Below are 25,995 nucleotides of genomic sequence, written 5' to 3'. Positions count from 1 at the left end.
TTGCCTGCCTCACATGCCAGGATGGTCACGATGCGTCTACCCACGTTGCGCCGGACCCGGAACGCGGAACCGGGCAGAATCCTCGGCACCGCGCGCCTGGACCGCCGGACGAAGCGCCTGGTCGGCCGGCTCCGCCCCGGTGACATCGCGGTCATCGACCACGTCGACGTGGACCGGGTCGCCGCCGACTCGCTCGTCGCGGTCGGTGTCGCCGCCGTGCTCAACGCGAAGCCGTCGATCTCCGGTCGCTATCCCAACCTCGGGCCCGAGGTGCTGATCGGCGCCGGCATACCGCTCCTCGACGACCTGGGAGAGGGGATCTTCGAGCGGATCCGCGAGGGCGACACGGTCCGGATCGAGGGCAACACCGTCTACGTCGGCGACGAGCCGGTGGCGCACGGCAGCCTCCAGGACGCCGAGACGGTGGCCAAGGCGATGGCCGACGCCCGGGAGGGCCTGTCGGTCCAGCTCGAGGCGTTCGCCGCCAACACGATGGATTACCTCAAGCAGGAGCGCGACCTGCTCCTCGACGGGGTCGGCGTGCCGGAGATCCAGACCGAGATCCAGGGGCGGCACTGCCTGATCGTGGTGCGCGGCTACGACTACAAGGCCGACCTGGACGTGCTGCGCCCCTACATCCGCGAGTTCAAGCCGGTGCTCATCGGCGTCGACGGCGGCGCGGACGCGCTGGTGGAGGCCGGCTACACGCCGGACATGATCATCGGTGACATGGATTCGGTCACCGACGACGTGTTGCGCTGCGGCGCCGAGGTGATCGTGCACGCCTACCCGGACGGGCGGGCGCCCGGCCTGGCCCGGGTCACCGGGCTGGGCGTACCGGCGGTGACCTTCCCCGCCGCGGCCACCAGCGAGGACCTGGCCATGCTGCTGGCCGACGAGAAGGGCGCCTCGCTGCTGGTCGCCGTCGGCACCCACGCCACGCTGGTGGAGTTCCTGGACAAGGGGCGCGGCGGCATGGCCTCGACGTTCCTGACCCGGCTCAAGGTCGGCGGCAAGCTCGTCGACGCCAAGGGGGTGAGCCGGCTCTACCGGCAGAGCATCTCCGGGTCCTCGCTGCTGCTGCTGGTGCTCTCCGCGATCGCGGCGATGGCCTCCGCCGTGGCGGTCTCCACCGTCGGCAAGGCGTATTTGGGCGTGGTCTCCGAGTGGTGGAACAATTTCGTGTTCCAGCTTGAACAGCTTTTCTAGCGTCCGACCGATCAAGAGGCTGCAGGTGTGATCAACTTCCGGTACCACGTGGTGTCCCTGACCGCGGTCTTCCTCGCGTTGGCGATCGGTCTGGTGGTCGGCACCGCCGCCCTGAACGGCCCGGTGGCCGACTCGCTCAAGGAGACCGTCAACGCGCTGCGCAAGGACAACCAGCAGATGCGCCAGGCGGTCCAGAGCATGGAGCGCGAGCTGGAGCTGGAGGAGGACTTCGCGGCCCAGATCGCCGAGGTCGTCCTGCCGGGCACCCTGACCGGCAAGCGGGTGGTGGTGCTCACCCTGCCCACCGGGCGGGACCAGACCGAGGGCGTGGTCAAGATGCTCCAGCTCGCCGGGGCCGAGGTGACCGGCCGCATCGACCTGCAGGACAAGTTCATCGAACCGGACAACAACAACGACCTGCTGGAGCTGGCGGTCACCGCCGCCCGGCCGACCAGCGCGCCGACCTCCGGGCTGCCCGGCAACGGGCACGGGGTGGAGACCTCCAGCGCGCTGCTGGCCAGCGTCCTGCTGGACCGGGCGCCCGGCGCCACCCCGGTCACCGAGGCCGACCGGCGGGCGGTGCTGGCCGCGTACACCAACGCCAACTACCTGACCACCGAGGAGCGGGTCAGCGCGTCGGCGGAGGCCGTCGTCGTGGTCAGCGGGCAGCCGTACGTGGACAAGGACTCGGCGAAGAAGGACGAGTCGGTCCTGAAGGTCGCCGAGCAGTTCGACCGCGCCGGGACGATCGTCGTCGCCGGCAACGGCTCGGCCGGCGGCAACCTGGTCGCCGCCGTCCGCAGCGACCCGGTGCTGGTGCAGAGCATCTCCACCGTCGACAACGCCAACACCGTCCAGGGCCAGCTGGTCACCGCCCTCGCGATGGTGCAGCAGGTGACCGAGAAGAAGGCCGGGCAGTACGGCGTCGGCGACAACGCCACCCTGCTGCCTAGACTGCCCCAGTGAGCGAACGACGTACCCGGGTGTCCGGATCCAGCTTCTCCGCAGAGCGGGAGGGGGCCGCGTGAGTCTGCTCGGTCGACTGTTGATCGCCGGGGCGGGCGCTGCCGCCGCCCGGTACGCGCTGCGCGAGGTGCGCACCTCGCCGGCCGGCCCCGCCCTGGACCGGACGAACTTCCGCGGGCGCACGGTGACCCTGGCCGCCGGGCCGGCGCTCGCCGCCGGGGCCGCCGGCGCGGGCGCCTTCGGTGCCACCAGCGCCTCCTCGGGCGCCGCCGCCCTGGTCGCCGGGGTGGGCGCCGGGGCCGTCGGGCTCTACGACGACGTCGTCGGGGCGCGGCCGGAGCAGAAGGCGGCCAAGGGCTTCGCCGGTCACCTGGCCGCGCTGCGCGAGGGCCGCGTCACCGCCGGGCTCGTCAAGGTCGTCGGGGTGGGCGCGGCGGGTCTCGGCGCCGCCGCGCTGCTCGCCACCGACCCCCGCGTCGCCGGGCACCGGCGCCGCCAGCGGCAGGGGGCGCTGGGCCGGGGCGTGGACGTGCTGCTCGGCGCGGGCGTCATCGCCGGCACCGCGAACCTGCTCAACCTGCTCGACCTGCGACCCGGGCGGGCGCTGAAGTCCGGCATCCTGCTCGGCGCCCCGCTCGCCGGCGGCCCGCACGGCGGGATCGCCGCGGGCGCGGTCGGCGCCGCCGCCGGGCTGCTCCCCGACGACCTCGGCGAGGACGCGATGCTCGGCGACAGCGGCGCGAACGCGCTCGGGGCGCTGCTGGGCGTGGCGCTGGCCGCGCGTACCGGGCCGGTCGGGCGGGCGGGGCTGCTCGCCGTACTCGCCGGCCTCACCGCGGCCAGCGAGAAGGTCAGCTTCACCCAGGTCATCCAGCGCACCCCGGGGCTGCGCGAACTCGACGCGCTGGGCCGCCGCGCCGACTGACGTGACGACCCCGGCACCCCTCGCCGGCGCCGGCCGCGTCGCCGGAGCGGCCGCGCTCATCGCCGTCCTGACCGTGGTCAGCCGGCTCGCCGGTTTCGGCCGCACCGCCGTCTTCACCTGGGTCGTGCAGAAGAGCGACCTCGGCGGCATGTACGTGATCGCCAACACGGTCCCGAACATCATCTTCGAGATCGTCGCGGGCGGCGCGCTGGCGAGTCTGGTCGTACCGCTGCTGGCCGGGCCGGTCGCGGCCGGCGACCGGCGCGCGGTGGCCGCCACCACCGGCGCCCTGCTCACCTGGACCGTCACCCTGCTGGTGCCGCTGGCCGTGCTGGTCGCGGTGGCCGCCGGCCCGGTCGTGTCGCTGATCAGCGAGGGGCGTTCCGAGGCGGAGGTGGCCGCCGGCGCGCGGATGCTGCGGGTCTTCGCCCCGCAGTTGCCGCTCTACGGCATCGGCATCGTGCTGACCGGCGTGCTCCAGGCGCATCGCCGGTTCGCCTGGCCGGTGATCGCGCCGCTGCTGTCCAGCCTCACCGTGATCGTGGTCTACCTCGCCTTCGGTGGCGCCGAGGGGCGCGGCGCGAGCGTGGCGGAGGTGAGCCGCGGCGGCGAGTTGATCCTGTCCGCCGGCACCACGGCGGGCGTGGTGGTGCTGTCGCTGTCGCTGCTGATCCCGCTGCGCCGGTTGGGGCTGCGGTTGCGTCCCGGGTACGCGTTCCCCGCCGACGCCCGGGCACGGGTGACGGGGCTGGCGCTGGCCGGCGCCGTCACCGTCACCGCCCAGCAGATCGCGCTGCTGGTGCTGCTCAACCGGGTCTCCGGCGGCCCGACCGGCTCGCCGCAGGTGTTCAACCTGGCCCAGACCATGTATTTGCTGCCCTGGGCGGTGCTGGCGGTGCCGCTGGCCGTGGCGGCCTACCCGGCGCTGGCGACCGCGGCGGCCGCCGGGGACGACGGCGACTACCGGCGCACGCTCTCCTCGACCGTACGCGGCGTGCTGCTGTTCAGCTGCCTCGGCGCGGCGGCGCTGGTCGGCACCGCCGCGCCGGTCGCCGCGTTCTTCTACCCGGACGATCCCGGGTCCACGGCCGCCGGGATCGCCGGCTTCGCCCCGGGGCTGCTCGGCTACGGCCTCTTCGCGGTGCTCTCCCGGGCCCTCTACGCCCGCGGCGACACCCGCCCCGCCACCGTGGCGATCACCGCCGGCTGGCTGGCCGTGCCGGTGGCCGCGGTGCCGCTGGCGGCCCTGCTCCCGGTGGCGGACCGGGTGCTGGCGGTCACCCTGGCCAACTCGGTCGGGATGCTGCTGCTCGGCGGGCTGCTGCTCGGCGCCGTGCTGCGCGCGGCCGGGGCCGCCGCGCTCGCCGGCGTCGGCCGGGCCGGCGCCGCCGGGCTGCTCGCCGGTGCCCTGGCCGCGCTCGCCGGGGCGGCCGCCGCCCGCTGGCTGGACGCTGCCGTCGACGGCACCCCGACGACACCGGCCGCGCTCGTGCAGGGCATGCTGTCCGGAGTCCTGGTCGGCGTCGTCTTCCTCGCCGTCGTCTGGCTGGTCGACCGGCGGGACGTGCGACCGCTGCTGGCCGGGGTGCTCCGGCGGCTGGGCCGGGGCCGGCGCGGGCCGGCGGGCCCCGCCGGACGGACGGGTGAGGGCGGGATCCCCCCGGAACGGGGTGACGGGAAGGAGACGGTGTCCCGGTGAGCGGGTGCAGGACGGGTGACCGGCCGGCGGCGACCGACGGGCGGGGGTGGCCCCGGTGACGGAACCGACACCGGACGCCAACTGGCGCGGCACCGTGGCCCTGCTGCTCGCCTCTAGCACCGGCGGGGTCGGGCAGCACGTCCGCTCCCTCGCCCAGGGGCTGACCGCCGCCGGCGCCGCCGTGCTGGTCTGCGGGCCCGCCGCGACGCAGGAGCAGTTCGACTTCACCGGCGTCGGCGCCCGGTTCCGGCCGGTGGAGATCCCGGCCAGCCCGACCCCGGCCGACGCCCGCGCGGTGAGCGCGCTGCGCCGGGCGCTCGCCGCCGAGCCGGTCGACGTGCTGCACGCCCACGGGCTGCGCGCCGGGCTGGTCGCCGTCCTCGCCCGGCCGGCCGTGCCACTCGTGGTCACCTGGCACAACGCGGTGCTCGCCGGCGGGTTGCGCGGCGGCGTGTCCCGCCTCGTCGAGCGGGTCGTCGCCCGGGGCGCCCGGGTGGCGCTCGGCGCCTCCGCCGACCTCGTCGAGCGGGTCGCCGCGCTGGGCGCGACGGACGCCCGGCTCGCCCCGGTCGCCGCGCCGGCGCTGCCCGCGCCGCGCCGCCGCCGGGCCGCCGTCCGCGCCGAGTTCGCCGTCGGCCCGGACCAGCCGCTGATCCTCTCCGTCGGCCGGCTGCACCCGCAGAAGCGGTACGACGTGCTGGTCGACGCGGCCGCCCGGTGGCGTACCCGGACCCCGGCGCCGGTCGTGGTGATCGCCGGCAGCGGCCCGGCCTACCTGCCGCTGGCCGCCCGGATCTCTGCCGCCCGTGCCCCGGTGACCCTGCTCGGGCACCGCACCGACGTGGCCGACCTGCTCGCCGGGGCCGACCTGGCGCTGGTGACCAGCGACTGGGAGGCCCGCCAGCTCTTCGCGCAGGAGGCGATGCGGGCCGGCGTACCACTGGTGGCGACCGCCGTCGGCGGGCTGCCGGAGCTGGTCGGCGACGCCGCGGTGCTGGTGCCGCCGGGGGACGTGGACGCGGTGGACGCGGCCGTGCGCGCCCTGCTCGACGACGAGGCCGGCCGGGCCGAGCTGGGCCGGCGGGGCGCCGCCCGGGCCGCTACCTGGCCCACCGAGGCGGACACCCTCGCCCAGCTCGCGGCGCTCTACGCCGAGCTAACCCCGGACCCGGCCGGATCCGCGGCCCCCGGCGGCGACGGCGGGCCCGCCGAACCCGGACGTGACGGTCACGCCCCGTCGACGGGACGACGATGATGCTGCGCAGACTCGCCCCGGCCCTGCTGACCCTGGTCGTGGTGGCGCTCGGCATCGCGGCGCTGACCGCCCGGCCGGACCGGGAGGCGCCCGCGCGCACCGCCGACTTCGTCGTGCTGGCCGGCGTGGCCGGGCTGCGCTGGGAGGACGTCGACCCGGAGACCACCCCGACGCTGTGGCGGATGGCCCAGGACGGCTCCATCGGCTCCCTCTCGGTGCGCTCCGCGCACCGGCCGACCTGTCCCGTGGACGGCTGGCTGACCCTCGGGGCGGGCAGCTTCGCCGCCTGGAACGGCAGCCGGCAGGTCGGGGGCTGCCCCCCGGCGGCGGTGACGGTGGAGCAGCCCGACGGCATCGGCGCGAACCTGCCCGACCAGGAGAGCGTCGTCCTGCACAACCAGGAGCGGCTGCCGTGGGGCACGATGCCCGGCGCGCTGTCGGAGTCGGTGCGCTGCTCGGTGGCGGTCGGGCCCGGCGCGGCGGTGGCCGCCGCCCGGCCGTTCGGCCGGGTCGACCGGTACGCCGCCGCCCTGCCCGAGGACCCCGCCGGGCTGCTCGGCTCGTGCGTGCTGAGCATCATCGACCTCGGCACGGTCGCCGGCGAGGACCCGGCGGCCCGGACCGCCGCGGCCCGCGAGGCCGACGCCCGGCTGGCCCGGGTGCTCGCCGCCCGGCCGCCCCGCTCACTGGTGATCGTCGCCGGGGTGTCCGACACCGAGGTGCCGTCCCGGCTGCACGTGGCCGTCGCCGACGGGCCGGGCTGGGAGCGCGGGTGGCTCACCTCGGCCAGCACCGGCCGGGAGGGCTACCTGCAACTGGTCGACCTCGCACCCACCGCGCTCACCGCGCTGGGCCGGCCGATGCCCGAGCGGCTCTTCCTCGGCCGGCCGGCCGAGTCGGTCGGCGGGCGGCCGGCGGACCTGGCCACCGCGATCGCCCAGCCCGCCGACGCCGACCGGGAGGCGGCCGCCCAACGGCGGGTGGCGGACTGGTTCTTCGCCCTGCTCGCCGGCGTCCAGGTGCTCCTGGCGGTGGCGGTGCTGCCGCTGCTGCGCCGGGCCCGCCGGCACGCCGGCCCGTACGGCCCGGAGCCGGTGTCGCGGCGGGTCGTGTCGGTCGTCGAGCTGCTGCTGATCGCGGCCGCCCTGGCCGTCCCGGCCGCGCTGCTCGCCGACGCGGTGCCGTGGTGGCGTGGCGACCACGCCGGCCTCTACTTCGCCGGGGTGACCGTGCTGCTGCTGGTCGCCGCGACCGCGGTGGTCCGGCTGGCGCCCGGGCACGCGAGCACCCTCGGCCCGCTCGGCGCGGTGGCGGGCCTGACCACGCTGGCCGTCGGGGTGGACGTGCTCACCGGCGCCCGCCTCCAGCTCAACGGGGTGGTCGGCTACTCGGCCCTGGAGGGCGGCCGGTACGCCGGGCTGGGCACCGTCGGGCTCGGCGTGTTCCTGGCCGGCGCCCTGCTCAGCGCCGGGTGGCTGGCCCAGCGGGTGCCCCGGTCCTGGCGGCCCATCGTCATGGTGACCGTCGGCGGCGCGGCCGTGGTGGTCGTCGGCAGCCCGTACCTGGGGTCCGACTCGGTCGGCGCGATCGCGCTGACCGCCGGGGTGAGCGTCGCCGCCGCGATCAGCGCCGGCGGCTGGCTGACGATCAGCCGGCTGGCCTGGGCGACCATGGCCGGGCTGGCGTTGACCATCGGCTTCGCGGTGCTGGACCTGCGTCGACCCGCCGCCGAGCGGGGAAGCCTCGGCCGGTTCCTGGCCGCCGTCGGCGACGGCACCGGCGGGCTCACCGTGCACCGCTCCGGCGCCGCCAACTTCGAGACCCTGGTCAACAGCCCGCTGACCGTGCTGGCCCTGGCCGGCGCCCTGCTGGTCTGGTTCGCCCTGCTCCAGCCGTGGGGCGGGCTGATGCGCCTGTTCGGCATCTACCCGGCGATGCGGGCGGCGATGGCCGGCACCGCCGTCGCCGCGGTGATCGGCGGGGTGCTGGGCGGCGACGCCCTGGACGTGGCGGGTGCGGCGGGCGCCCTGGTGGTGCCGATGGCGGCGCTGGCCGCGCTGCGGGTGCTCGACCACTCCACCGACCGCACCCAGCCCGACGCGGCCCGCCAGGGCGACGGCGGGCCGGGCGGGACCGGCGACGGGCCCGACGGCGGCGGACCGGGCGGCGGCGGGGAACCCGACGACGGCGGCCCGGACGGTCCGGCGCCGGCGGGCGCCGGACCGGGCCGCACGGCGGGTCCGGGCACCGGGCGGGACCTGCCGGCCGGCTCCCCGCCCGCGGCGTCCCCGGCCGCCGGGTCGGCCGTGTCCCCGCGCACCGGGTCCGGCGCGTCCCCGGCCCCCGGGCCCGGCGCGGGCGCGTCCGCGACCGGGGCGCCGGACGGCGACCACGGGCCCGCGACCGGGGCGGGGGACGGCCACCGCGCGCCCGCGACAGGGGCGGGGGACGGCGACCGCGCGGCGGCCGGCCGGCCATCGACCGAGGTCACGGCCTCCTGAACGGGCCGGTGACGCCTGGATGGCCGGTACGGGTGCGCCCGGCGGCGGGGCCGGGTGAGGTGTTACCGTGGAATCCCGTGGATCGCGTGATCACTTTGCTGATCGGCACGGCGGTCTGCACGACCGCGACGGACGACACGGGAGCAGGCCTTGGCCCCTTCAGCACGGACGACCAGGCACATTTTCGTCACCGGGGGCGTCGCCTCCTCGCTGGGTAAGGGCCTCACCGCCTCCAGCCTCGGCAATCTGCTCACCGCGCGCGGCCTGCGCGTGGTCATGCAGAAGCTCGACCCCTACCTCAACGTCGACCCGGGGACGATGAACCCGTTCCAGCACGGCGAGGTCTTCGTGACCGAGGACGGCGCCGAGACCGACCTCGACGTCGGGCACTACGAGCGCTTCCTGGACCGGGCGCTCTCCGGCAAGGCGAACGTCACCACCGGCCAGATCTACTCGGACGTGATCGCGAAGGAGCGGCGCGGCGAGTACCTGGGCGACACCGTCCAGGTCATCCCGCACATCACCAACGAGATCAAGTCGCGGATCCTGGCCATGGCCGACCCGGACGACGACGGCCAGGTGCCGGACGTCGTGATCACCGAGGTCGGTGGCACGGTCGGCGACATCGAGTCGCTGCCGTTCCTGGAGGCGATCCGGCAGGTCCGCCACGACCTGGGCCGGGACAACTGCTTCTACCTGCACGTCTCGCTGGTGCCGTACCTGGCGCCGTCGGGGGAGCTGAAGACCAAGCCGACCCAGCACTCCGTGGCCCAGCTGCGCAGCATCGGCATCCAGCCCGACGCGCTGGTGCTGCGCTGCGACCGGGAGATCCCCGACAAGGTCAAGCAGAAGCTCTCGCTCTACTGCGACGTCGACCGCGAGGCGGTCACCGCCGCCCCGGACGCGCCGAGCATCTACGACATCCCGAAGGTGCTGCACCGCGAGGGCCTCGACGCGTACGTGGTGCGCCGGCTCGGCCTCTCCTTCCGCGACGTGGACTGGGCCAGCTGGGACGACCTGCTGGACCGGGTGCACCAGCCCCGGCACACCGTCACCGTCGCCGTGGTCGGCAAGTACGTCGACCTGCCCGACGCGTACCTGTCGGTGAGCGAGGCGATCCGGGCGGCCGGCTTCGGCCACCGGGCCCGGGTGCAGCTGCGCTGGGTGCCCAGCGACGAGTGCGTCACGCCGACCGGCGCCGCGGCCGCCCTGGCCGGCGTGGACGGCATCGTCATCCCGGGCGGCTTCGGGGTGCGCGGCATCGAGGGCAAGATCGGCACCGCCCGGTACGCCCGGGAGAACGGCATCCCGCTGCTCGGCCTCTGCCTCGGCCTGCAGTGCATGACGATCGAGGTGGCCCGGCACCTGGCCGGCCTGGAGGGCGCCAACTCCGTGGAGTTCGACGAGGAGGCGAAGCACCCGGTCATCGCCACCATGGCCGACCAGGAGGACATCGTCGCCGGCAGGGGCGACCTGGGCGGCACGATGCGGCTCGGGGCGTACCCGGCGAAGCTGACCGAGGGCTCGCTCGTGGCCGAGGCGTACGGCAGCACCGAGATCAGCGAGCGGCACCGGCACCGGTACGAGGTGAACAACGCCTACCGGGACCAGCTCACCAAGGCGGGTCTGCGCTTCTCCGGCACCTCGCCGGACGGCCGGTTGGTCGAGTTCATCGAGCTGGACCGCGGCCTGCACCCGTTCTTCGTGGCCACCCAGGCGCACCCGGAGCTGAAGAGCCGCCCGACCCGGCCGCACCCGCTGTTCGCCTCCTTCGTCAAGGCGGCCGTGGCGTACTCCGAGGCCGACCAGCTCCCGGTGGACCTGGAGGCGGCGGAGAACGCGGCGGCGAAGAAGGCCGCCCGCAACGGCGGCGCCGCCGCGAAGGCGGCGTCGCCCTCGTGAGCGAGCGTGACGAGCGAACCGTCGGGCAGCGCAGCGCCGTCGAGCACCGCTACGAGGTGCGCTCCCGCACCGAGCGCTACCGTGGCCGGATCTTCGACGTGGTCACCGAGGAGGTGACCATGCCGGGCGGCGGGACGGGGACCCGGGACTTCGTCCGGCACGTCGGCGCGGTGGCCGTCGTGGCGCTCGACTCCGCCGGTCAGGTGGTGCTGATCCGCCAGTACCGCCACCCCGTCGGGCGGCACCTGTGGGAACTGCCCGCCGGGCTGACGGACGTCTCCGGCGAGGACCTGGCCGCCGCCGCGGCCCGGGAGCTGGCCGAGGAGGTCGACCTCGTCGCGGGACGGCTCGACGTCCTGGTCGACCTGCACAGCTCGCCGGGTTTCACCAACGAGCTGGTCCGGGTGTTCCTGGCCCGGGACCTGACCGACGTGCCGGCCGAGCAGCGCCACGAGCGCAGCGAGGAGGAGGCCGACCTCCAGGTCGTCCGGATCGACCTGGACGAGGCGGTCGGCATGGTCCTCGCGGGCGAGATCACCAACGCGTCCTGCGTGGCCGGGCTGCTCGCCGCCGCCCGGGGCCGCGATGCCGGCTGGTCGGCGCTGCGCCGCGCGGACACGCCGCCGCCGCGCTGAGCCGGCCGCGTTCGACGCGGATACGTGGGAAGGGGCCGTGCGGTTCGCCGCACGGCCCCTTCGTCGTCCCGGTCGGGTCAGTCGCGCAGCGGCCGGCCCTGCCCGTCGACGCCACCGTTGACGAGGATCAGGATGCCGTCGATGAGGCCCCAGAGGCTGCCGAAGCCGCAAGTCACGAAGCTCACCACGAGCTGGAGGACACCGGTCTTGGTGTCGCCCATGTAGAACCGGCCGGCGCCGAAGCCGCCCAGGAAGATGCCGAGGAGACCGGCGACGAGCTTGCTCTTGTCGGAAACGCCCGTCGGGTATCCGGGCTGGTAAGGAGGAGTGGTCATGAGGCGACACCATAGTGATCCACTGTCGTGGTGTCCGCAGCGGTACCCCCTGGATGGGACGATAATGGCTGAACACTGTCCTGACGGCTGAGGCGGCGTCCCACCGCCGGCCGGGTCGACGCCTGACACTTCGTCAGGGTGGGCGGGCACCGGATGTCACTGTGCTGGCCCGGCGGGGGTGGCGGCGCGCCTAGACTGCCGCCGGTGGGACCGGTGGACCGCGGCGGCAAAGGGGCCGTCGTGGCGCCGGGCAGTCGGGGGAGCGCAGCCCCGAAGAGAGGTGTCTGCATCGTGAAGGTCGGAATCCCACGCGAGGTCAAGAACCACGAGTACCGCGTCGCGATCACGCCGGCGGGCGTCAACGAGTTCGTCCGCAGCGGTCACCAGGTCTTCGTCGAGGCCGGTGCCGGTGTCGGGTCCAGCATCAGCGACGACGACTTCGCCGCAGCCGGGGCCAAGATCCTGGCCACCGCCGACGAGGTGTGGGAGACCGCCGAGCTGGTGCTCAAGGTCAAGGAGCCGATCGCCGAGGAGTACCACCGGATGCGCGAGGGGCAGGTGCTCTTCACCTACCTGCACCTGGCCGCGTCCAAGGAGTGCACCGATGCGCTGCTCGACCGCAAGGTGACCGGCATCGCGTACGAGACGGTGGAGCTGCCGGACCGGTCGCTGCCCCTGCTCGCCCCGATGTCCGAGGTGGCCGGCCGGCTCGCACCGCAGGTCGGCGCGTACCACCTGCAAGCGCAGGGCGGCGGGCGCGGCATCCTGATGGGCGGCGTCTCCGGCGTCTACGCCGCGAAGACCGTGGTCATCGGCGCCGGCGTCTCCGGCATGAACGCCGCCGCCATCGCGCTCGGCCTGCAGGCCGAGGTGCTGCTGCTGGACAAGAACGTCGCCCGGCTGCGCCAGGCCGACGCCATCTACCGCGGCCACCTGCAGACGGTCGCCTCCAACGCGTACGAGATCGAGCGGGCCGTGCTCGACGCGGACCTGGTCATCGGCGCGGTGCTGGTGCCCGGCGCGAAGGCCCCGACCCTGATCTCCAACGAGCTGGTCTCCCGGATGAAGCCGGGCAGCGTGCTGGTCGACATCTCCATCGACCAGGGCGGCTGCTTCGAGGACTCGCGCCCCACCACGCACGCCAACCCGACCTACAAGGTCCACGAGTCGATCTTCTACTGCGTGGCGAACATGCCGGGCGCCGTGCCGCACACCAGCACCTACGCGCTGACCAACGTCACCCTGCCGTACGCCCTGGAACTGGCCAACCACGGCTGGCGGGAGTCGCTGCGCCGCGACCCGGCGCTGGCGCTGGGCCTGAACACCCACGACGGCCAGGTCACCTACGGCCCGGTCGCCGAGGCGCACGGCATGCGGGCCCTGCCGCTGGCCGACGCGCTGGCCTGAGGGGCGGCGGGCTGACCGGCACACCGGACGGGGCCGGCGCGGGCGCGGAGCCCACGCCGGCCCTGCGCCGTGCCATCCGCGGCTACCTGGACCACCTCACCGTCGAACGGGGACTGTCGGCGAACACGCTCTCGTCGTACCGCCGGGACCTGGAGCGCTACCTGGCCACCCTGGCGGCGGCCGGGGTGGCGGACCTGGCGGCGGTCGGTCCCGGCCAGGTCGAGCAGCACCTGTCCCGGCTGCGGGCCGGCGACGACGCGCACCCGCCGCTGGCGGTCTCGTCGGCGGCGCGGGCGGCCAGCGCGGTGCGCGGGCTGCACCGCTTCGCGCTGCGCGAGGGGCTGGCCGGCGCCGACCCCAGCCGCGACGTGCGCCCGCCCACCCCGCCGCGCCGGCTGCCCCGCGCGCTGCCGGTGGACGACGTGGTCCGGCTGCTGGAGACCGCCGGCGCCGTGACCGCCACCGGCGACGCCGCGCCGCTCGCGTTGCGCGACCGGGCGCTGCTGGAGTTCCTGTACGGCACCGGGGCGCGGATCTCCGAGGCGGTCGGCGCGGCCGTCGACGACCTCGACGTCGACGAGGGCACCGTCGTCCTGCGCGGCAAGGGCGGCCGCACCCGGCTGGTCCCCATCGGCGGGTACGCGGTCGAGGCGCTGCGCGCCTGGCTGGTGCGGGCCCGGCCGGGCCTGGCCGCGGCCGGCCGCGGCACCCCGGCGGTGTTCCTCAACGCCCGCGGCGGCGCGCTGTCCCGGCAGGGGGCCTGGACCATCCTGCGCCGCGCCGCCCAGCGGGCCGGCCTGCCGGTGGACGGGACCCAGGCGGTCTCCCCGCACACCCTGCGTCACTCCTACGCCACCCACCTGCTCGACGGCGGCGCGGACGTGCGGGTGGTGCAGGAACTGCTCGGCCACGCCTCGGTGACCACCACCCAGGTCTACACGCTGGTCACCGTGGAACGGCTGCGCGAGGTGTACGCCACCGCCCATCCCCGGGCGCGCGGCTGACCGCGTCGACCGTCCGGCCGGTGGGCGTCGGCCGGTCCGCCGGGGGTGGCCTGGTCGGCGGGGCGGCGACACGCCGAGCGGGTGCGAACCGGCCCGCCGGCCGGTGGCGTACAGTCGGCATCGGCGCGGACCTCCTGGGGCGAGGCAGACGGGGTGCGCAGCGGCGCCGCGCAGGACGTCGGACGGCTCCGACGCCGGGTGGTCGTCGGGAGGGGGCAACGAGGACATGGCTGGCAACGGTGACCGTGCCGAGACCTGGACGTCGGAGCTCCGCGAGCAGCAGGCCACGCTCGGAGCGGATCTGGGTCCGGCGGATCCGGCGGCCTACACGATGCGCAAGCCGATCCCCGAGCCGATGCCGACCGACCGGCACGGCCCGGCCCGGATCATCGCGATGGCCAACCAGAAGGGCGGGGTCGGCAAGACCACCACGACCATCAACCTGGGCGCCGCGCTGGCCGAGTACGGCCGCAAGGTGCTGCTGGTCGACTTCGACCCGCAGGGCGCGCTCTCGGTCGGGCTGGGGGTCAACCCGCACAACCTCGACCTGTCCGTCTACAACCTGCTCATGCAGGACGACGTCACCGCCGAAGACGTCCTGATCAAGACCGACGTGGCGGGGCTGCACCTGCTGCCGGCCAACATCGACCTCTCCGCGGCCGAGATCCAGTTGGTCAACGAGGTCGCCCGGGAGATGGCCCTGGCCCGGGTGCTCCGGTCGATCCGCAAGGAGTACGACTACATCCTGATCGACTGCCAGCCCTCGCTGGGCCTGCTGGCGATCAACGCGCTCACGGTCGCGCACGGCGTGCTCATCCCGCTGGAGTGCGAGTTCTTCAGCCTGCGCGGTGTCGCCCTGCTGCTGGACACCATCGACAAGGTGCGCGAGCGGCTCAACTTCGACCTGGAACTCGAGGGCATCCTCGCCACCATGTACGACAGCCGCACCACCCACTGCCGGCAGGTGCTCCAGCGGGTGGTGGAGGCGTTCGGCGACAAGGTCTACCAGACGGTGATCACGAAGACCGTCAAGTTCCCCGAGTCCACCGTCGCCGGTGCCCCGATCACCACGCTCGACCCGGCCTCGTCCGGTGCCCGCAACTACCGCCAGCTCGCCCGCGAGGTGATCGCCGCCCAGGCGGAGCGGTAGGCCGGGGTGCACCTTCGCGCCGAGACGTCCGGGGCGTGGACTACGGTCTTCCGGTGACCGCGCCACCCCTCGATCCGCCCGCGACGCCGGAGCAGCCGCCCGTACGGGCCGCCGACTCCGCCGCCGAGGTGCCGACGGGTCCCGGGGGCGTGCCCGAGGCGACGGAGAGCGGTGGCTTCACCGTCCGGCTGGCGAACTTCACCGGCCCGTTCGACCTGCTGCTCCAGCTGATCGGCAAGCACAAGCTCGACGTCACCGAGGTGGCGCTGCACCGGGTCACGGACGAGTTCATCGCGTACATCCGGGCCATGGGCGACCAGTGGGACCTCGACGAGGCCAGCGAGTTCCTGCTCATCGCCGCCACCCTGCTCGACCTCAAGGCCGCCCGGCTGCTGCCCGCCGCCGAGGTCGAGGACGAGGAGGACCTCGCCCTGCTGGAGGCGCGGGACCTGCTCTTCGCCCGGCTGCTGCAGTACAAGGCGTACAAGGAGGCGGCGGCGCACATCGCCGCGCTGGAGGAGGTCGGCGGCCGGCGCTACCCCCGGGCGGTCACCCTGGAGCCCCGGTACGCCGAGGCGCTGCCGGACCTGGTGCTCGGCATCGGCCCCGAACGGCTGCTGAAGCTGGCGATCAGGGCGATGACGCCGAAGCCGGTGCCGGAGGTGTCGATCGCCCACGTGCACATGGTCCGGGTCAGCGTCCGGGAGCACGCGGCGATCATCACCGAGCGGCTGCGCCGGGCCGGCACCGCCACCTTCTCGCTGCTCTGCGCCGACTGCGACGCCACCCTGGAGGTGGTGGCCCGGTTCCTGGCCCTGCTGGAGCTCTACCGGGAGGGCCTGGTCGCCTTCGTCCAGGAGCAGGCGCTGGAGGAGCTGACCGTACGCTGGACCGGCCCGGCCGAGGGCGGCCCGGACCTGCACATCGACGAGTACGCCGGCACCCCCGCCGAACCGGCGCCGCCCCCCGCCCCGGAGCGTCCGGCCGAACCGCCGGCGGTGCCGTCCCGCCCGACGGCGCCGTCCCGGCCTGCCGAAGCCGGGGAGGAGGACGGCGGCGAACCCTCCGGCGGCCCGGACGAGCCGGCGGAGCCCGCCGGTCAGGAGGCGACGAGCGTGTCGGCGGCGGGCGGGGAGGCGACGGGAGTGACGGAGGAACGAGCCGGATGAGCGACGAGGAACGCCGGGACTCCCTGGCCGACCAGGCAGCCGCCTGGATCCCACCCTGGCAACGCCCCGCCACCGCGTCCAGCCCTTCCGGCGACGAAGGGGAAGACCGCCGGTCCACGCCCGCTGCGGATCTCGGTACGGAACGGCCCCAGGAGGGGCCGAAAGACGCCAAGATCGCCGAAGCGGACGAACCACGGCAGGCGGAGGAGCCGCGGGAGGCGGGCGAGCCGCAGCCGCCGACGGGGGAGCAGGAGGAGCCCGGGGCGGCGGGGGAGAGCGGCGGCGCGGGCGTACCGAGGAAGCAGCCCCGGCGGCGGACGGCGCCCGAGCCGCCGCCACCGGTGGCGCTGGACGACGCGGAGCTGCGCGGAGCGCTGGAGGCGATCCTGCTGGTGGTCGACGAGCCGGTCAGCGAGCTGACGCTCGCCCAGGTGCTGGAGCAGCCCGCCGAGCGGATCGGGCCGATGCTGGACGAGATCGCCGCGGGCTACACTGCCGCCGGGCACGGCTTCGAGCTGCGCCGGGCCGCGGGTGGCTGGCGTCTCTACACCCGCCCGGAATACGCGACCTACGTGGAACGGTTCGTACTGGACGGGCAGTCCGTGCGGCTGACCCAGGCCGCGCTGGAGACACTGGCCGTGGTCGCCTACAAGCAGCCGGTGACCCGGTCGCGGATCTCCGCCATCCGGGGTGTCAACTGCGACGGGGTGATCCGTACGCTGGTCTCCCGCGGGCTGGTGGAGGAGTGCGGCGCCGAACCGGACAGCGGGGCGTTCCTCTACCGGACCACCACGATGTTCCTGGAGAAGCTCGGGCTGAACAGCGTCGACGACCTCCCGCCGCTGGCCCCGTTCCTTCCCGACGACGTAGAAGAGCTTGCCGATGCCACGCGATGACCGCACCCCCCGCCCCGACGCGCCCGTCTTCGAGGGGGCCGAGCGCCTCCAGAAGGTGCTGGCCGCCGCCGGCGTCGGCTCCCGGCGCGCCTGCGAGGACCTGATCTTCCGCCGGCGGGTCACCGTCAACGGGCGGGTCGCCCAGCTCGGCGACAAGGTCGACCCCGCCACCGCCGTCATCCACGTCGACGGCGAACGCCTCGTCGCCGACACCCGCCTGGTCTACCTGGCCATGAACAAGCCGCGCGGGGTCGTCTCCACGATGGCCGACGAGAAGGGGCGCACCGCGCTCGCCGACTTCCTCGGCAACCGGGTGGAGCAGCGGGTCTACCACGTCGGGCGGCTCGACGCCGACAGCGAGGGCCTGCTGCTGCTCACCAACGACGGCACCCTCGCGCACAAGCTCATGCACCCGTCGTACGGGGTGCAGAAGACCTACCTCTGCGAGGTGTCCGGGCCGGTCCCGCGCAACCTCGGCAAGCGGCTGACGGCCGGCGTGGAGCTGGAGGACGGCCCGGCGAAGGTCGACTCCTTCCGGGTGGTGGACACCCTGGGCCGGACCGCCCAGGTGGAGCTGAGCCTGCACGAGGGGCGCAAGCACATCGTCCGGCGGCTGCTCGCCGAGGTGGGCCACCCGGTGAGCCGGCTGGTGCGTACCGCCATCGGGCCGATCCGGCTGGGCGACCTGCGCGCCGGGCGCACCCGGCGGCTGACCAACGCGGAGGTCGCCGCCCTGTTCAAGGCCGTGGGTGACTGACCGGTCGGTTCGCGGGTACGGCTGCCGGTAGGCTCCGTGGCGGCCCGGCGGCCGGCGGCGACCTCGCGCACCGCCGGGCATGATTGAGGACGTGTGGAAACCGCTCGCGGGACGCGGTGGGCGTTTCGTGGGGTACGGGCTGAGGAGGACAACGGTGGAGGAAAACGTACGGGCCGGGCGCTGCGTGGTCGCTGTGGACGGGCCGTCCGGTTCGGGTAAGTCCACCGTCTCCCGGCGGCTCGCCGTCGGCATCGGTGCCCGCTACCTCGACACCGGCGCCATGTACCGGGCCATCACCTGGGCCGTGCTGCGCTCCGGTGTCGACCTGACCGACGCCGAGTCGGTGGCCAAGGTCGCCGGCGAGGTGGACCTGCGTATCGGCACCGACCCCACCGGGTACGGCGTGACCGCCGACGGCGTGACCGTCGACGCGGAGATCCGCGGCCCGGAGGTCACCGGGGCCGTCTCCGCCGTGGCCGCCGTGCCGGCGGTGCGCGCGCTGCTGGTCACCCGGCAGCGCGAGATGATCGCCCACGCCGGCCGGATCGTGGTCGAGGGCCGCGACATCGGGTCCGTGGTGGCGCCCGACGCCGACCTGAAGGTCTACCTCACCGCCTCCGAGGCGGCCCGGGCCGCCCGGCGCAGCGCCGAGGACGCCACCGACGTGGCGGCCACCGCCGCCGACCTGGCCCGGCGGGACCGGCTCGACTCGACCCGCAAGGCCGACCCGCTGACCCAGGCCGCCGACGCCGTGGTGCTCGACACGACCGAGCTGGGCATCGACGAGGTCGTCGCGCGGCTACGCGACCTGCTGACCGAGCGGGGAGTGGCATGACCGACGCGGACGGTTGGGTGGAGCTGCGGGAGCCGGACGTCGACACCGAGGAACCGACCGGCCCGCAGCCGGTCGTGGCCGTGGTCGGCCGTCCCAACGTGGGCAAGTCGACCCTGGTCAACCGGATCATCGGCCGCCGGCAGGCGGTCGTCGAGGACATCCCCGGGGTGACCCGGGACCGCGTCCCGTACGACGCGCAGTGGGCCGGCCGGCAGTTCACCGTGGTGGACACCGGCGGGTGGGAGCCCGACGCCAAGGACCGGGCGGCCGCGATCGCGGCGCAGGCCGAGGCGGCGGTCGCCACGGCCGACGTGGTGCTGTTCGTGGTCGACGCGATGGTCGGCTCGACCGATGTGGACGAGGCGGCGGTACGGATGCTGCGCCGCAGCGCCAAGCCGGTGATCCTGGTCGCGAACAAGGCCGACAACGCCTCCATCGAGATGGAGGCCACCTCGCTGTGGTCGCTCGGCCTCGGCGAGCCGTACCCGGTGTCGGCGCTGCACGGCCGCGGCTCGGGCGAGTTGCTCGACGCCATCATGGACGCGCTGCCGGAGGCCCCGAAGATCGTCGAGCACCGCCCGCGCGGACCGCGCCGGGTGGCCCTCGTCGGCCGGCCGAACGTCGGCAAGTCGAGCCTGCTGAACCGTTTCTCGGGCGAGGAACGTGCGGTCGTGGACTCGGTCGCGGGCACCACGGTGGACCCGGTCGACAGCCTTGTCGAGATCGGCGGGGAGACCTGGCAACTGGTGGACACGGCCGGCCTGCGCAAGCGGGTGGGCAAGGCCAGCGGCACCGAGTACTACGCCAGCCTGCGGACCGCGTCGGCGATCGAGGCCGCCGAGGTTGCGGTGGTGCTGCTCGACTCCAGCGAGGTCATCAGCGAGCAGGACCAGCGGATCCTGTCCATGGTGACCGAAACCGGCCGGGCGCTGGTGATCGCGTTCAACAAGTGGGACCTGGTCGACGCCGACCGCCGGTACTACCTGGACAAGGAGATCGAGCGCGAGCTGCGCCGGATCCCGTGGGCGATCCGGCTCAACCTGTCGGCGCGGACCGGCCGGGCAGTCGACAAGCTCGCGCCGGCGCTGCGCAAGGCCCTGGCGAGTTGGGAGACCCGGGTGCCGACCGCGCAGCTCAACTCGTGGCTGACCGCCCTGGTGCAGGCCACCCCGCACCCGGTGCGCGGCGGTCGGGCGCCGAAGATCCTCTTCGCCACCCAGGCCGGCGTGGCCCCGCCGCGCTTCGTGCTGTTCACCACGGGTCCGCTCGACGCGGGCTACCAGCGCTTCGTCGAGCGCAAGCTGCGCGAGGAGTTCGGCTTCGAGGGCAGCCCGATCGAGATATCGGTACGCCCCCGAAAGAAGCTCGGCCCCGGCGGCCGGGGCAAGGCGCACGGCTGACCCCGACTCGGACCTGATGCCGGATGGGAGCACCTGCTCCCATCCGGCATTTTTCCACCCCCATCTCCCACCCTATCCTCCTAGGATGCTCTGCGGGTGGTGAGGTGGGCGACGCGGTCCGAGGCGGGAGGGGTCAGTGCGGACGGCGGGATGATCGTGCGCTAAGCTGTACCGGCTGTCGCGGGGAACACCGCGCGGGGGCATCGGGACGTGGCGCAGCTTGGTAGCGCACTTGACTGGGGGTCAAGGGGTCGTCGGTTCGAATCCGGCCGTCCCGACGCAGGTCAAAGGCCATCTGGAATCTTCCAGGTGGCCTTTTCTGATCTTGTACAGCAGCAAAGTACAGCAACGGCTCATTGATCGAGGCTCTCGCCTAGCTTCCGTAGGGCTTCCCGGGTGGCCTTGGACGAGACCTGACTGTAGATCTCCATCGTGATCAAGGCGGCCCGCGTCGCGGGCCGCTCGCGCCGCCGAACCTGGGCCGGGCCGATGGCCCGCCGCCGCGCCTCTGGCCTTCGGCCGCCAGCGCGTCGGTGTTAGCCCGCCGGCGGCGCGACATACGACGAAGCCCCGGGCCGCCATCGATAGTGGCAGACCCGGGGCTTCGGTGTTGATCGGCACAAGGGCAATGCCTCCGGCGGGGTCCTCGGGCACTCCGGGATGGTGGCGCCATCCCCGACGACCTTCGTCCGGGCGGAGCCGAGCGGGTGGGGCCTGCCCGGTCAAGGTCGTTCAGCCGCTGGGTGCTCCACCTTGACCGGGCAGGCCCCACCCGCTCCACGGTGTGCGGACGAAGGCCGACGGGATGGCTGGAAGACGCAGCGGAGGGGAAACCCGGCGCGAGTGGACAGCCGTGACTGACTGTCCGGGAACGGCGAGCCGATCTGAGGCGACAGGGCCAGGGGGCATCAGAGGCGCTGGAACTACATCCGCATGAGTCGAGGATGGGAACTGGGCCTACCTGAAGTGAGGACGCGGACCAGGCCGCGTTTGAAGTTCTGGAGTTGCTCAGCAGACAAGCCAAGAGCGAGGTGGACCTCCCTCGGTAGGTCGAGGTCCGACGCAGTTTGGTCAGCGAAGACCAGCCGCAACTTAGTCGTGTCGCTGGGGGGCATCATGGGCAGAGTCGGCTGCCGCGAGGGTGTGACCTCGCATTCGACCACCTCTCCATAGCATCCCCACCCGCCGTACGGGCCGACCCCGATCCAGTAGGTATCCATGCCGTGCGACCTGTACTCCTTACTCCTACCGGGGCATTCCTGGAAGACCAGCGACCACGACTCCAGAAGTGGCTCCTCCCTAACCCAGAGGGTGTAAACCTGGTCGTGCGCCTCGCCCGCATCTCGCAACACGGTAGGCAAATCGGCTCTGTAGGGTCCCCACATCACACGTCCCAATCTAGATCGATGCTCGACTGTCCGAGGTTGGGGCTGGCGGCATGTACAGCAGCGAAGTACAGCAACCGACGACACCGAGCGGGACTACGGCGACCACCATCAGACCGTCGACCAGCGGTGGGAGCCGCACCGGACCGCATTGCCGATCTCTGGGGGTCAAGGGGTCGTCGGTTCGAACCCGGCCGTCCCGACCGGTTGACCTGGGGAGATGAAGATCTTCTCGGGTAACGGCGGTAACATTCGGTAACGGATGATCTTTGTTGCGGTAACGGCGTGGACCGTCGGCCGCCGGGCTGCTGGCTGTGGAACGCTCTGACCTGCCGCTTCATCTACATCCCGGATGAAGCGGCATTGTGGTGTCTTGATTCCGCGTCAAGCGCTGCAGATGTTGCCAGCTGTCGCTACGTCGGGCGGTTCGACGAGCCCTCGGTGCGCGACAGGATCGTCGGCTGACCCTGGTCCTGGTCTTCCTGAGGTAACGGGTGCGCAGTCGAGCCCTGGTGATTCAGGCGCCGCTGCGGTCGGCGGCGCCCGTGCCGGTGTCACCCGTCCGGACCGACGAGTCCGGGAAGCTCGGACGTCCCGCGACCCCGCCGTGAAGGACACCGTCACCGCCTCGATCCCGGTCACTCCCGGCGGTCAGCGCAGCAGGACCGGTCCGGCGTCGATGCGGGTGCGGAACAGGGCGTACGGCTTGCGCCGCAGGTCCTGTCCCCGCTGGTACTTCGGCTGCCGGTGCAGCTGGTTGGCGGTGACGTAGAGGTGCCCGTCCGTGGCGACGGACATGGTGTCCGGCCAGAGCAGACGGGGATCGTGCACGACGGTCTCGTACTCGCCGTCCGGCCGGCGGCGCAGCACGGCGTTGTTCTCGTACGAGGTCAGGTAGAACCGGCCGGCGTCGTCGGTCTCCAGGCCGTCGGAGCCGCCGCCCTTGTCACCCTCGTCCGCCACCGTGGCGGCAACCAGGTCCTCGGTGAGGTCGCGGTCGGCGAGCGCGTCGGTGGCGACGCTGTACCAGCGGCGGGAGGCGAGGGGGCAGTAGTGCAGCCGGGAGCCGTCGGCGGAGATGGCGATCCCGTCCGACCCCATCGACAACGGCTTCGGCGCTCCGTCGGCCGGGCGTTCCAGGAACGGCCGTCCCTCGACGATCGGCCGGTAGACGGACAGCGGCTCGGCCTTGGTGGAGGGGTGGTCGTGCAGCCGCCGCCAGGACGCGCCGCTGGCCAGGTCGACCACGATGATCCCGTTCGGCCCGGAGTCCGAGGAGTCGGTGATGTAGGCGATCCCGGCGTCACCCCGGCGCAGGTCGAACCGCACGTCGTTGAGGTACGTCGAGGGCAGCGCGACGTCGGTCGGGAAGGTGATGACCTGGGCGACGGAGTTGCTGTCCAGGTCGACGCGAAGAAGTTTCGGGCCGCCCGGCTTCGTGCGCCGGAACATCGGGCTGCCGGTGTCGAGCACCCAGAGCCGGTCGGCCGGGTCCACCACGATGCTCTGCACCGAGACGAAAGCGCCGGCGTCGTCGTCCCGGGCGGGCTGGTTCCAGGCCTGGTCCGGGAAGGGCACCTCGCGGCCGTCGCGTAGCTCGACCACCGTGGCGCGCACCTCGTCGCCCCACTTGGGGAAGTTCACGAAGACCCGGCCGGTGTGCGAGACGCTCACCCCGGTGGGCATGGGCCCGGTGAAGGTGTGCACGAGTTCGAGGTCGCCGACGGGTTCGTCGGCTAGGGGCCCGTTCATCCGCTACTCCCTGACTGTCGGTGCGACGGCTTCTTCCCGAAGCCCTGAGCGGCAAACGCCTGGGTAAGCGCTGCCGGCCCGGCGTGTGCCTCACGAAGTCACCGTGATCGGTCACCGGACCGTGGCAACGCCAGCGGGTGCCCGCCGCTGCCGACGACCAACATCTGCCGCTTCGACGGAAGGCGCTGAGGCGGCGTCGCACGCCGGGCGGCCTGACCCGGCCGGACAGGGCCTGTCCCATCGGCGGCACCGAGAGCGCGGCGAAGGAGGCACCGGCCAAGAAGGCCGCGCCCCCACGGGCCCGTACGAGGAAGGCCACCCGGGCGCGGTGAAGAAAGCCACCACCAAGGAGTCCTTGGGCAACCGGCGGACTGCCCGCAAGACCACACGCTGACCCGCCCGCGACCCGGAGAGCGGCCGCCCGACGGGGCCCTACTGGCCGCCCACGGCGGTTTCGGTGCGCAGACCGAGGCGGGGCGACCGCCGTCGTGGCGAGCTGGGTGCGGGGCAGCGAGACGTCCAGGACCCTGAACACCACCGGCTGGATGAGTAGTCGACCGGCTGAACGTGCTCGGCCAATAGATGTGCCAGGTACGCGGTGGTTCGCCGTCAGGGTCGTGGCGCTGCCGACGAACTACCGCCCCTACCGGGTCCTCATCGCCCCATTCGTGTCGAGCCGACCGGCGACACGACCCTGCGCACCGATCATCGGGCGGGCTCGAAGACGGCGCGTACGCAGCCGTCGAGCTTGTTCTTGAACATGTTGTATCCCTGTGGCGCCTCGTCGAGTGGCATGGTGTGTGTCGCGAGGTGTTCGGTGACCAGTTCGCCGCGTGCCATCCGTTCGAGCAACATCGGGATGTAGCGGTGTCCGTGCTGTTGGGCGCCGCGCAGGGTGAGGCCCTTGTTCATCAGCGCCCCGAGCGGGAACTTGTCGACAAGGTTGGCGTAGACGCCGAGCAGGAACACGCTTCCGCCCTTGCGGCAGTGGTAGATGGCCTCCCGGGCGGCGATCGGACGGTCCGATTCCAGGCGCAGCTGCTGTTTGACCTGGTCGTACAGGTATTGCGGTCCGGTGCTGTGGGACTCCATCCCCACCGCCTCGATGCACACGTCAGGGCCGCGCCCGCCGCTGCGTTCCAGCAGTTCACCGCCGACGTCCTGGGTGTGATAGTTGAGCGTCTCCACCCCCAGGTACTTCTCCGCCATCTGCAGTCGATTGGCGAAACGGTCGATGATGATCACCCGCTCCGCGCCGAGCAGGACCGCCGCGCGTGCGGCCATCTGGCCCACCCCGCCCGCGCCCCACACCGCGACCACGTCACCGGCCTTGACCCCACCGAGGTCCGCGCCCATCCAGCCGGTCGGGGCGGCATCGGAGGCGAAGAGAGCACGCTCGTCGCTCACCCCGTCTGGGACCGTGAAGGCCCCCTGGTCGGCGTACGGAACGCGGATGTATTCGGCGTGGCTGCCCGCGAAGCCGCCGAGCGCGTGCGAGTAGCCGTAGCAGCCGCCGGGTGCGAAGCCCCAGACGTTCTCGGTGATCGCGGGGTTGGTGTTGCCGTTGTCGCACAAGGAGTACTGCTGCTGCTGGCAGTACCAGCAGCGGCCGCAGGAGACGAACGAGCAGACCACCACCCGGTCGCCCACCTTGTGCTTACGCACCTGCGGGCCGACCTCGACCACCTCGCCCAGGAACTCGTGCCCGAGGACGTCGCCCCGCTCCATGAACGGGATGTACCCACCCAGCAGGTGCAGGTCGGAGCCGCACGTCGCCGTCTTGCGCACCCGGATGATGGCGTCCTGCTCGTTGCGCATCGTCGGGTCCGGAACCTCGTCCACCGACAGTTCGTTGACGCCTTGCCACAACAGTGCCTTCACAGTCGCCCCTCCCGGCGACCCTGCCGCGTCGCCATCTGCAGCGGTTTGTTGACCGCCGTCGTCTGGGTGGTGGGTGGAGAGTCGGGGTGCAGCACCTCGCCGGTCTCCAGCAACTGCTTCGCCTCGCGCAGTGCGGCCCGGATCGCCTGGTTGGGATCGCGACCCGCGAGTCGCTTGGCTCCCGCGGTCACCGGCGACTGGGCGCCGTCACGCAGCCGTACCGCCAGCTCGATGCCGCGGTCGGCCGGGGCGCGGCGGATCTGCACGTCCACGGCGTCACCGAGACCGGCCAGCGGCTCCGGAAGTGGCGAGTCCGGGGCCAGCTCGTCGCGGGCCGGGTTCACGGTCACCACGTGCCACCGCGGCTCGCGCCGCATCAACGGGGCCCGCTGCCAGGGCCCATGACGGCCCGACGGAAGCAGGAACCTGCGGAGGGCCAACCCCCCGACCACGATGACCCCCGCCTTGACCAATGCCCTCATCTACGCCCCCGAGTCGACCCCACCCGTCGCCGCAGCTGCCCGACCGGCGGCTCCGTCACGGACAAACCTGTCATATCGGTGCACTGTCACGCTGGCGATTCCCGCACCCGGCAAGGGGCAGTGGTACGGGCGCGACACCGCGCGGGCGAAGGACGTCACCGCTCGACGAGCAGCCGAGCCACGAACAACGCGATCCACGCCGCGGGGCTCCTCGTAGCCGCCGTCGTGAATGGCCCTAGGCGACCCTCGGCGCGGGCACCATCGGCAGGGCGGCCCGGCGGCCCGTACCCGAGATGTCGCCGGTCCGGACGACCTCCGTGGCCTCCGCGGCCACCTCGCCCGCGACGGCGGCCGGCGCCCCCGGCCCGTCGAACGGCGGGGTGGCGGCGCCCTCAAACGCGGTGAGCAGGACCCACAGCCGGCCCACGTCCGCGGTGGCCGTCCTCATGC

The 25,995-nt window shown here is 73.5% G+C and carries 21 protein-coding genes and 1 tRNA gene; 17 read left to right on the top strand and 5 right to left on the bottom strand.

Annotated features, from left to right (window positions below):
* Positions 1-30: 30 nt before the first annotated feature.
* From steA to ACFY23_RS29800, 8 genes are all read left to right on the top strand, one after another.
* Positions 31-1,209 (top strand): putative cytokinetic ring protein SteA, encoded by a 1,179-nt coding sequence (gene steA / locus ACFY23_RS29835; protein WP_350686188.1) that lies wholly within the window; start codon positions 31-33, stop codon positions 1,207-1,209.
* A gap of 27 nt (positions 1,210-1,236) precedes the next feature.
* A complete protein-coding gene (locus ACFY23_RS29830; protein WP_350686189.1) occupies positions 1,237-2,175 on the top strand; it encodes a copper transporter in 939 nt (312 codons plus the stop codon).
* A 58-nt stretch (positions 2,176-2,233) separates the two neighbouring features.
* Positions 2,234-3,100 (top strand): hypothetical protein, encoded by an 867-nt coding sequence (locus tag ACFY23_RS29825; protein WP_350819467.1) that lies wholly within the window; start codon positions 2,234-2,236, stop codon positions 3,098-3,100.
* Between the two features lies 1 nt (position 3,101).
* Entirely contained in the window at positions 3,102-4,799 is a 1,698-nt protein-coding gene (gene murJ / locus ACFY23_RS29820) for a lipid II flippase MurJ (protein ID WP_350819465.1), read from the top strand.
* Between the two features lie 55 nt (positions 4,800-4,854).
* The gene (locus tag ACFY23_RS29815) at positions 4,855-6,054 is read left to right on the top strand and encodes a glycosyltransferase family 4 protein (RefSeq protein ID WP_350819463.1); all 1,200 of its coding nucleotides are present in this window, start codon (positions 4,855-4,857) and stop codon (positions 6,052-6,054) included.
* Positions 6,054-8,555: a hypothetical protein gene (locus ACFY23_RS29810; RefSeq protein WP_350819476.1), complete on the top strand. Its 2,502-nt coding sequence runs from the start codon at positions 6,054-6,056 to the stop codon at positions 8,553-8,555. Before ACFY23_RS29815 ends, ACFY23_RS29810 begins: the two co-directional genes overlap by 1 nt.
* 150 nt (positions 8,556-8,705) lie before the next feature.
* Positions 8,706-10,457 (top strand): CTP synthase, encoded by a 1,752-nt coding sequence (locus tag ACFY23_RS29805; protein WP_350687082.1) that lies wholly within the window; start codon positions 8,706-8,708, stop codon positions 10,455-10,457.
* On the top strand, positions 10,454-11,092 hold the full coding sequence (locus tag ACFY23_RS29800; protein WP_350687084.1) for an NUDIX hydrolase: 639 nt from the start codon (positions 10,454-10,456) through the stop codon (positions 11,090-11,092). Before ACFY23_RS29805 ends, ACFY23_RS29800 begins: the two co-directional genes overlap by 4 nt.
* 77 nt (positions 11,093-11,169) lie before the next feature.
* Here the strand turns inward: ACFY23_RS29800 and ACFY23_RS29795 are convergent, their stop codons facing one another.
* Complete coding sequence (locus tag ACFY23_RS29795) at positions 11,170-11,493, bottom strand: TM2 domain-containing protein (protein ID WP_387038558.1); 324 nt, start codon at positions 11,491-11,493, stop codon at positions 11,170-11,172.
* Positions 11,494-11,718: 225 nt separating this feature from the next.
* On the opposite strand from ACFY23_RS29795, the gene ald reads away from it, so the two are divergent.
* From ald to ACFY23_RS29750, 9 genes are all read left to right on the top strand, one after another.
* A complete protein-coding gene (gene ald, locus ACFY23_RS29790; protein WP_350819461.1) occupies positions 11,719-12,834 on the top strand; it encodes an alanine dehydrogenase in 1,116 nt (371 codons plus the stop codon).
* Between the two features lie 11 nt (positions 12,835-12,845).
* Positions 12,846-13,838, top strand: coding sequence for a site-specific tyrosine recombinase XerD (locus tag ACFY23_RS29785; RefSeq protein ID WP_387038555.1), 993 nt, complete (start codon positions 12,846-12,848; stop codon positions 13,836-13,838).
* Between the two features lie 226 nt (positions 13,839-14,064).
* On the top strand, positions 14,065-14,988 hold the full coding sequence (locus tag ACFY23_RS29780) for a ParA family protein (RefSeq protein WP_036375269.1): 924 nt from the start codon (positions 14,065-14,067) through the stop codon (positions 14,986-14,988).
* 53 nt (positions 14,989-15,041) lie between these two features.
* Positions 15,042-16,157 carry a ScpA family protein gene (locus tag ACFY23_RS29775; protein ID WP_350686556.1) on the top strand — a complete coding sequence of 372 codons (1,116 nt, stop codon included), beginning with the start codon at positions 15,042-15,044 and terminating at the stop codon, positions 16,155-16,157.
* Positions 16,154-17,053, top strand: a complete 900-nt coding sequence (gene scpB / locus ACFY23_RS29770; RefSeq protein ID WP_350686554.1) for an SMC-Scp complex subunit ScpB — start codon at positions 16,154-16,156, stop codon at positions 17,051-17,053. The genes ACFY23_RS29775 and scpB overlap by 4 nt, the downstream gene beginning before the upstream one ends.
* Positions 17,040-17,810 carry a pseudouridine synthase gene (locus ACFY23_RS29765; protein WP_350686553.1) on the top strand — a complete coding sequence of 257 codons (771 nt, stop codon included), beginning with the start codon at positions 17,040-17,042 and terminating at the stop codon, positions 17,808-17,810. The genes scpB and ACFY23_RS29765 overlap by 14 nt, the downstream gene beginning before the upstream one ends.
* Positions 17,811-17,964: 154 nt before the next feature.
* On the top strand, positions 17,965-18,645 hold the full coding sequence (gene cmk, locus ACFY23_RS29760; protein WP_350686551.1) for a (d)CMP kinase: 681 nt from the start codon (positions 17,965-17,967) through the stop codon (positions 18,643-18,645).
* Positions 18,642-20,045 (top strand): ribosome biogenesis GTPase Der, encoded by a 1,404-nt coding sequence (der, locus tag ACFY23_RS29755; protein WP_350686550.1) that lies wholly within the window; start codon positions 18,642-18,644, stop codon positions 20,043-20,045. Before cmk ends, der begins: the two co-directional genes overlap by 4 nt.
* A gap of 204 nt (positions 20,046-20,249) precedes the next feature.
* Positions 20,250-20,323 (top strand) — tRNA-Pro (locus tag ACFY23_RS29750).
* Positions 20,324-22,081: 1,758 nt separating this feature from the next.
* Here ACFY23_RS29750 and ACFY23_RS29745 read toward each other — a convergent pair.
* The 4 genes from ACFY23_RS29745 to ACFY23_RS29730 form a co-directional block, all read right to left on the bottom strand.
* Positions 22,082-23,182, bottom strand: a complete 1,101-nt coding sequence (locus tag ACFY23_RS29745; RefSeq protein ID WP_350677630.1) for an L-dopachrome tautomerase-related protein — start codon at positions 23,180-23,182, stop codon at positions 22,082-22,084.
* A 705-nt stretch (positions 23,183-23,887) separates the two neighbouring features.
* Positions 23,888-25,063 carry a zinc-dependent alcohol dehydrogenase gene (locus tag ACFY23_RS29740; RefSeq protein WP_350677627.1) on the bottom strand — a complete coding sequence of 392 codons (1,176 nt, stop codon included), beginning with the start codon at positions 25,061-25,063 and terminating at the stop codon, positions 23,888-23,890.
* On the bottom strand, positions 25,060-25,413 hold the full coding sequence (locus ACFY23_RS29735) for a hypothetical protein (protein WP_350677625.1): 354 nt from the start codon (positions 25,411-25,413) through the stop codon (positions 25,060-25,062). The genes ACFY23_RS29740 and ACFY23_RS29735 overlap by 4 nt, the downstream gene beginning before the upstream one ends.
* Positions 25,414-25,780: 367 nt before the next feature.
* On the bottom strand, positions 25,781-25,993 hold the full coding sequence (locus ACFY23_RS29730; RefSeq protein ID WP_350677622.1) for a hypothetical protein: 213 nt from the start codon (positions 25,991-25,993) through the stop codon (positions 25,781-25,783).
* Positions 25,994-25,995: the final 2 nt, after the last annotated feature.

This window comes from Micromonospora sp. NPDC000121, assembly GCF_042899165.1.
GTDB lineage: Bacteria > Actinomycetota > Actinomycetes > Mycobacteriales > Micromonosporaceae > Micromonospora.
This window is presented reverse-complemented; position numbering and strand designations above follow the sequence as displayed.

Bases quoted from the DNA above. Each gene is read 5' to 3' on its own strand.
- ACFY23_RS29745 (WP_350677630.1), bottom strand. From the start codon at position 23,182: ATGAACGGGCCCCTAGCCGACGAACCCGTCGGCGACCTCGAACTCGTG.
- ACFY23_RS29765 (WP_350686553.1), top strand. From the start codon at position 17,040: ATGCCACGCGATGACCGCACCCCCCGCCCCGACGCGCCCGTCTTCGAG.
- der (WP_350686550.1), top strand. From the start codon at position 18,642: ATGACCGACGCGGACGGTTGGGTGGAGCTGCGGGAGCCGGACGTCGAC.
- steA (WP_350686188.1), top strand. From the start codon at position 31: ATGCGTCTACCCACGTTGCGCCGGACCCGGAACGCGGAACCGGGCAGA.
- scpB (WP_350686554.1), top strand. From the start codon at position 16,154: ATGAGCGACGAGGAACGCCGGGACTCCCTGGCCGACCAGGCAGCCGCC.
- ACFY23_RS29810 (WP_350819476.1), top strand. From the start codon at position 6,054: ATGCTGCGCAGACTCGCCCCGGCCCTGCTGACCCTGGTCGTGGTGGCG.
- ACFY23_RS29730 (WP_350677622.1), bottom strand. From the start codon at position 25,993: ATGAGGACGGCCACCGCGGACGTGGGCCGGCTGTGGGTCCTGCTCACC.
- ACFY23_RS29780 (WP_036375269.1), top strand. From the start codon at position 14,065: ATGGCTGGCAACGGTGACCGTGCCGAGACCTGGACGTCGGAGCTCCGC.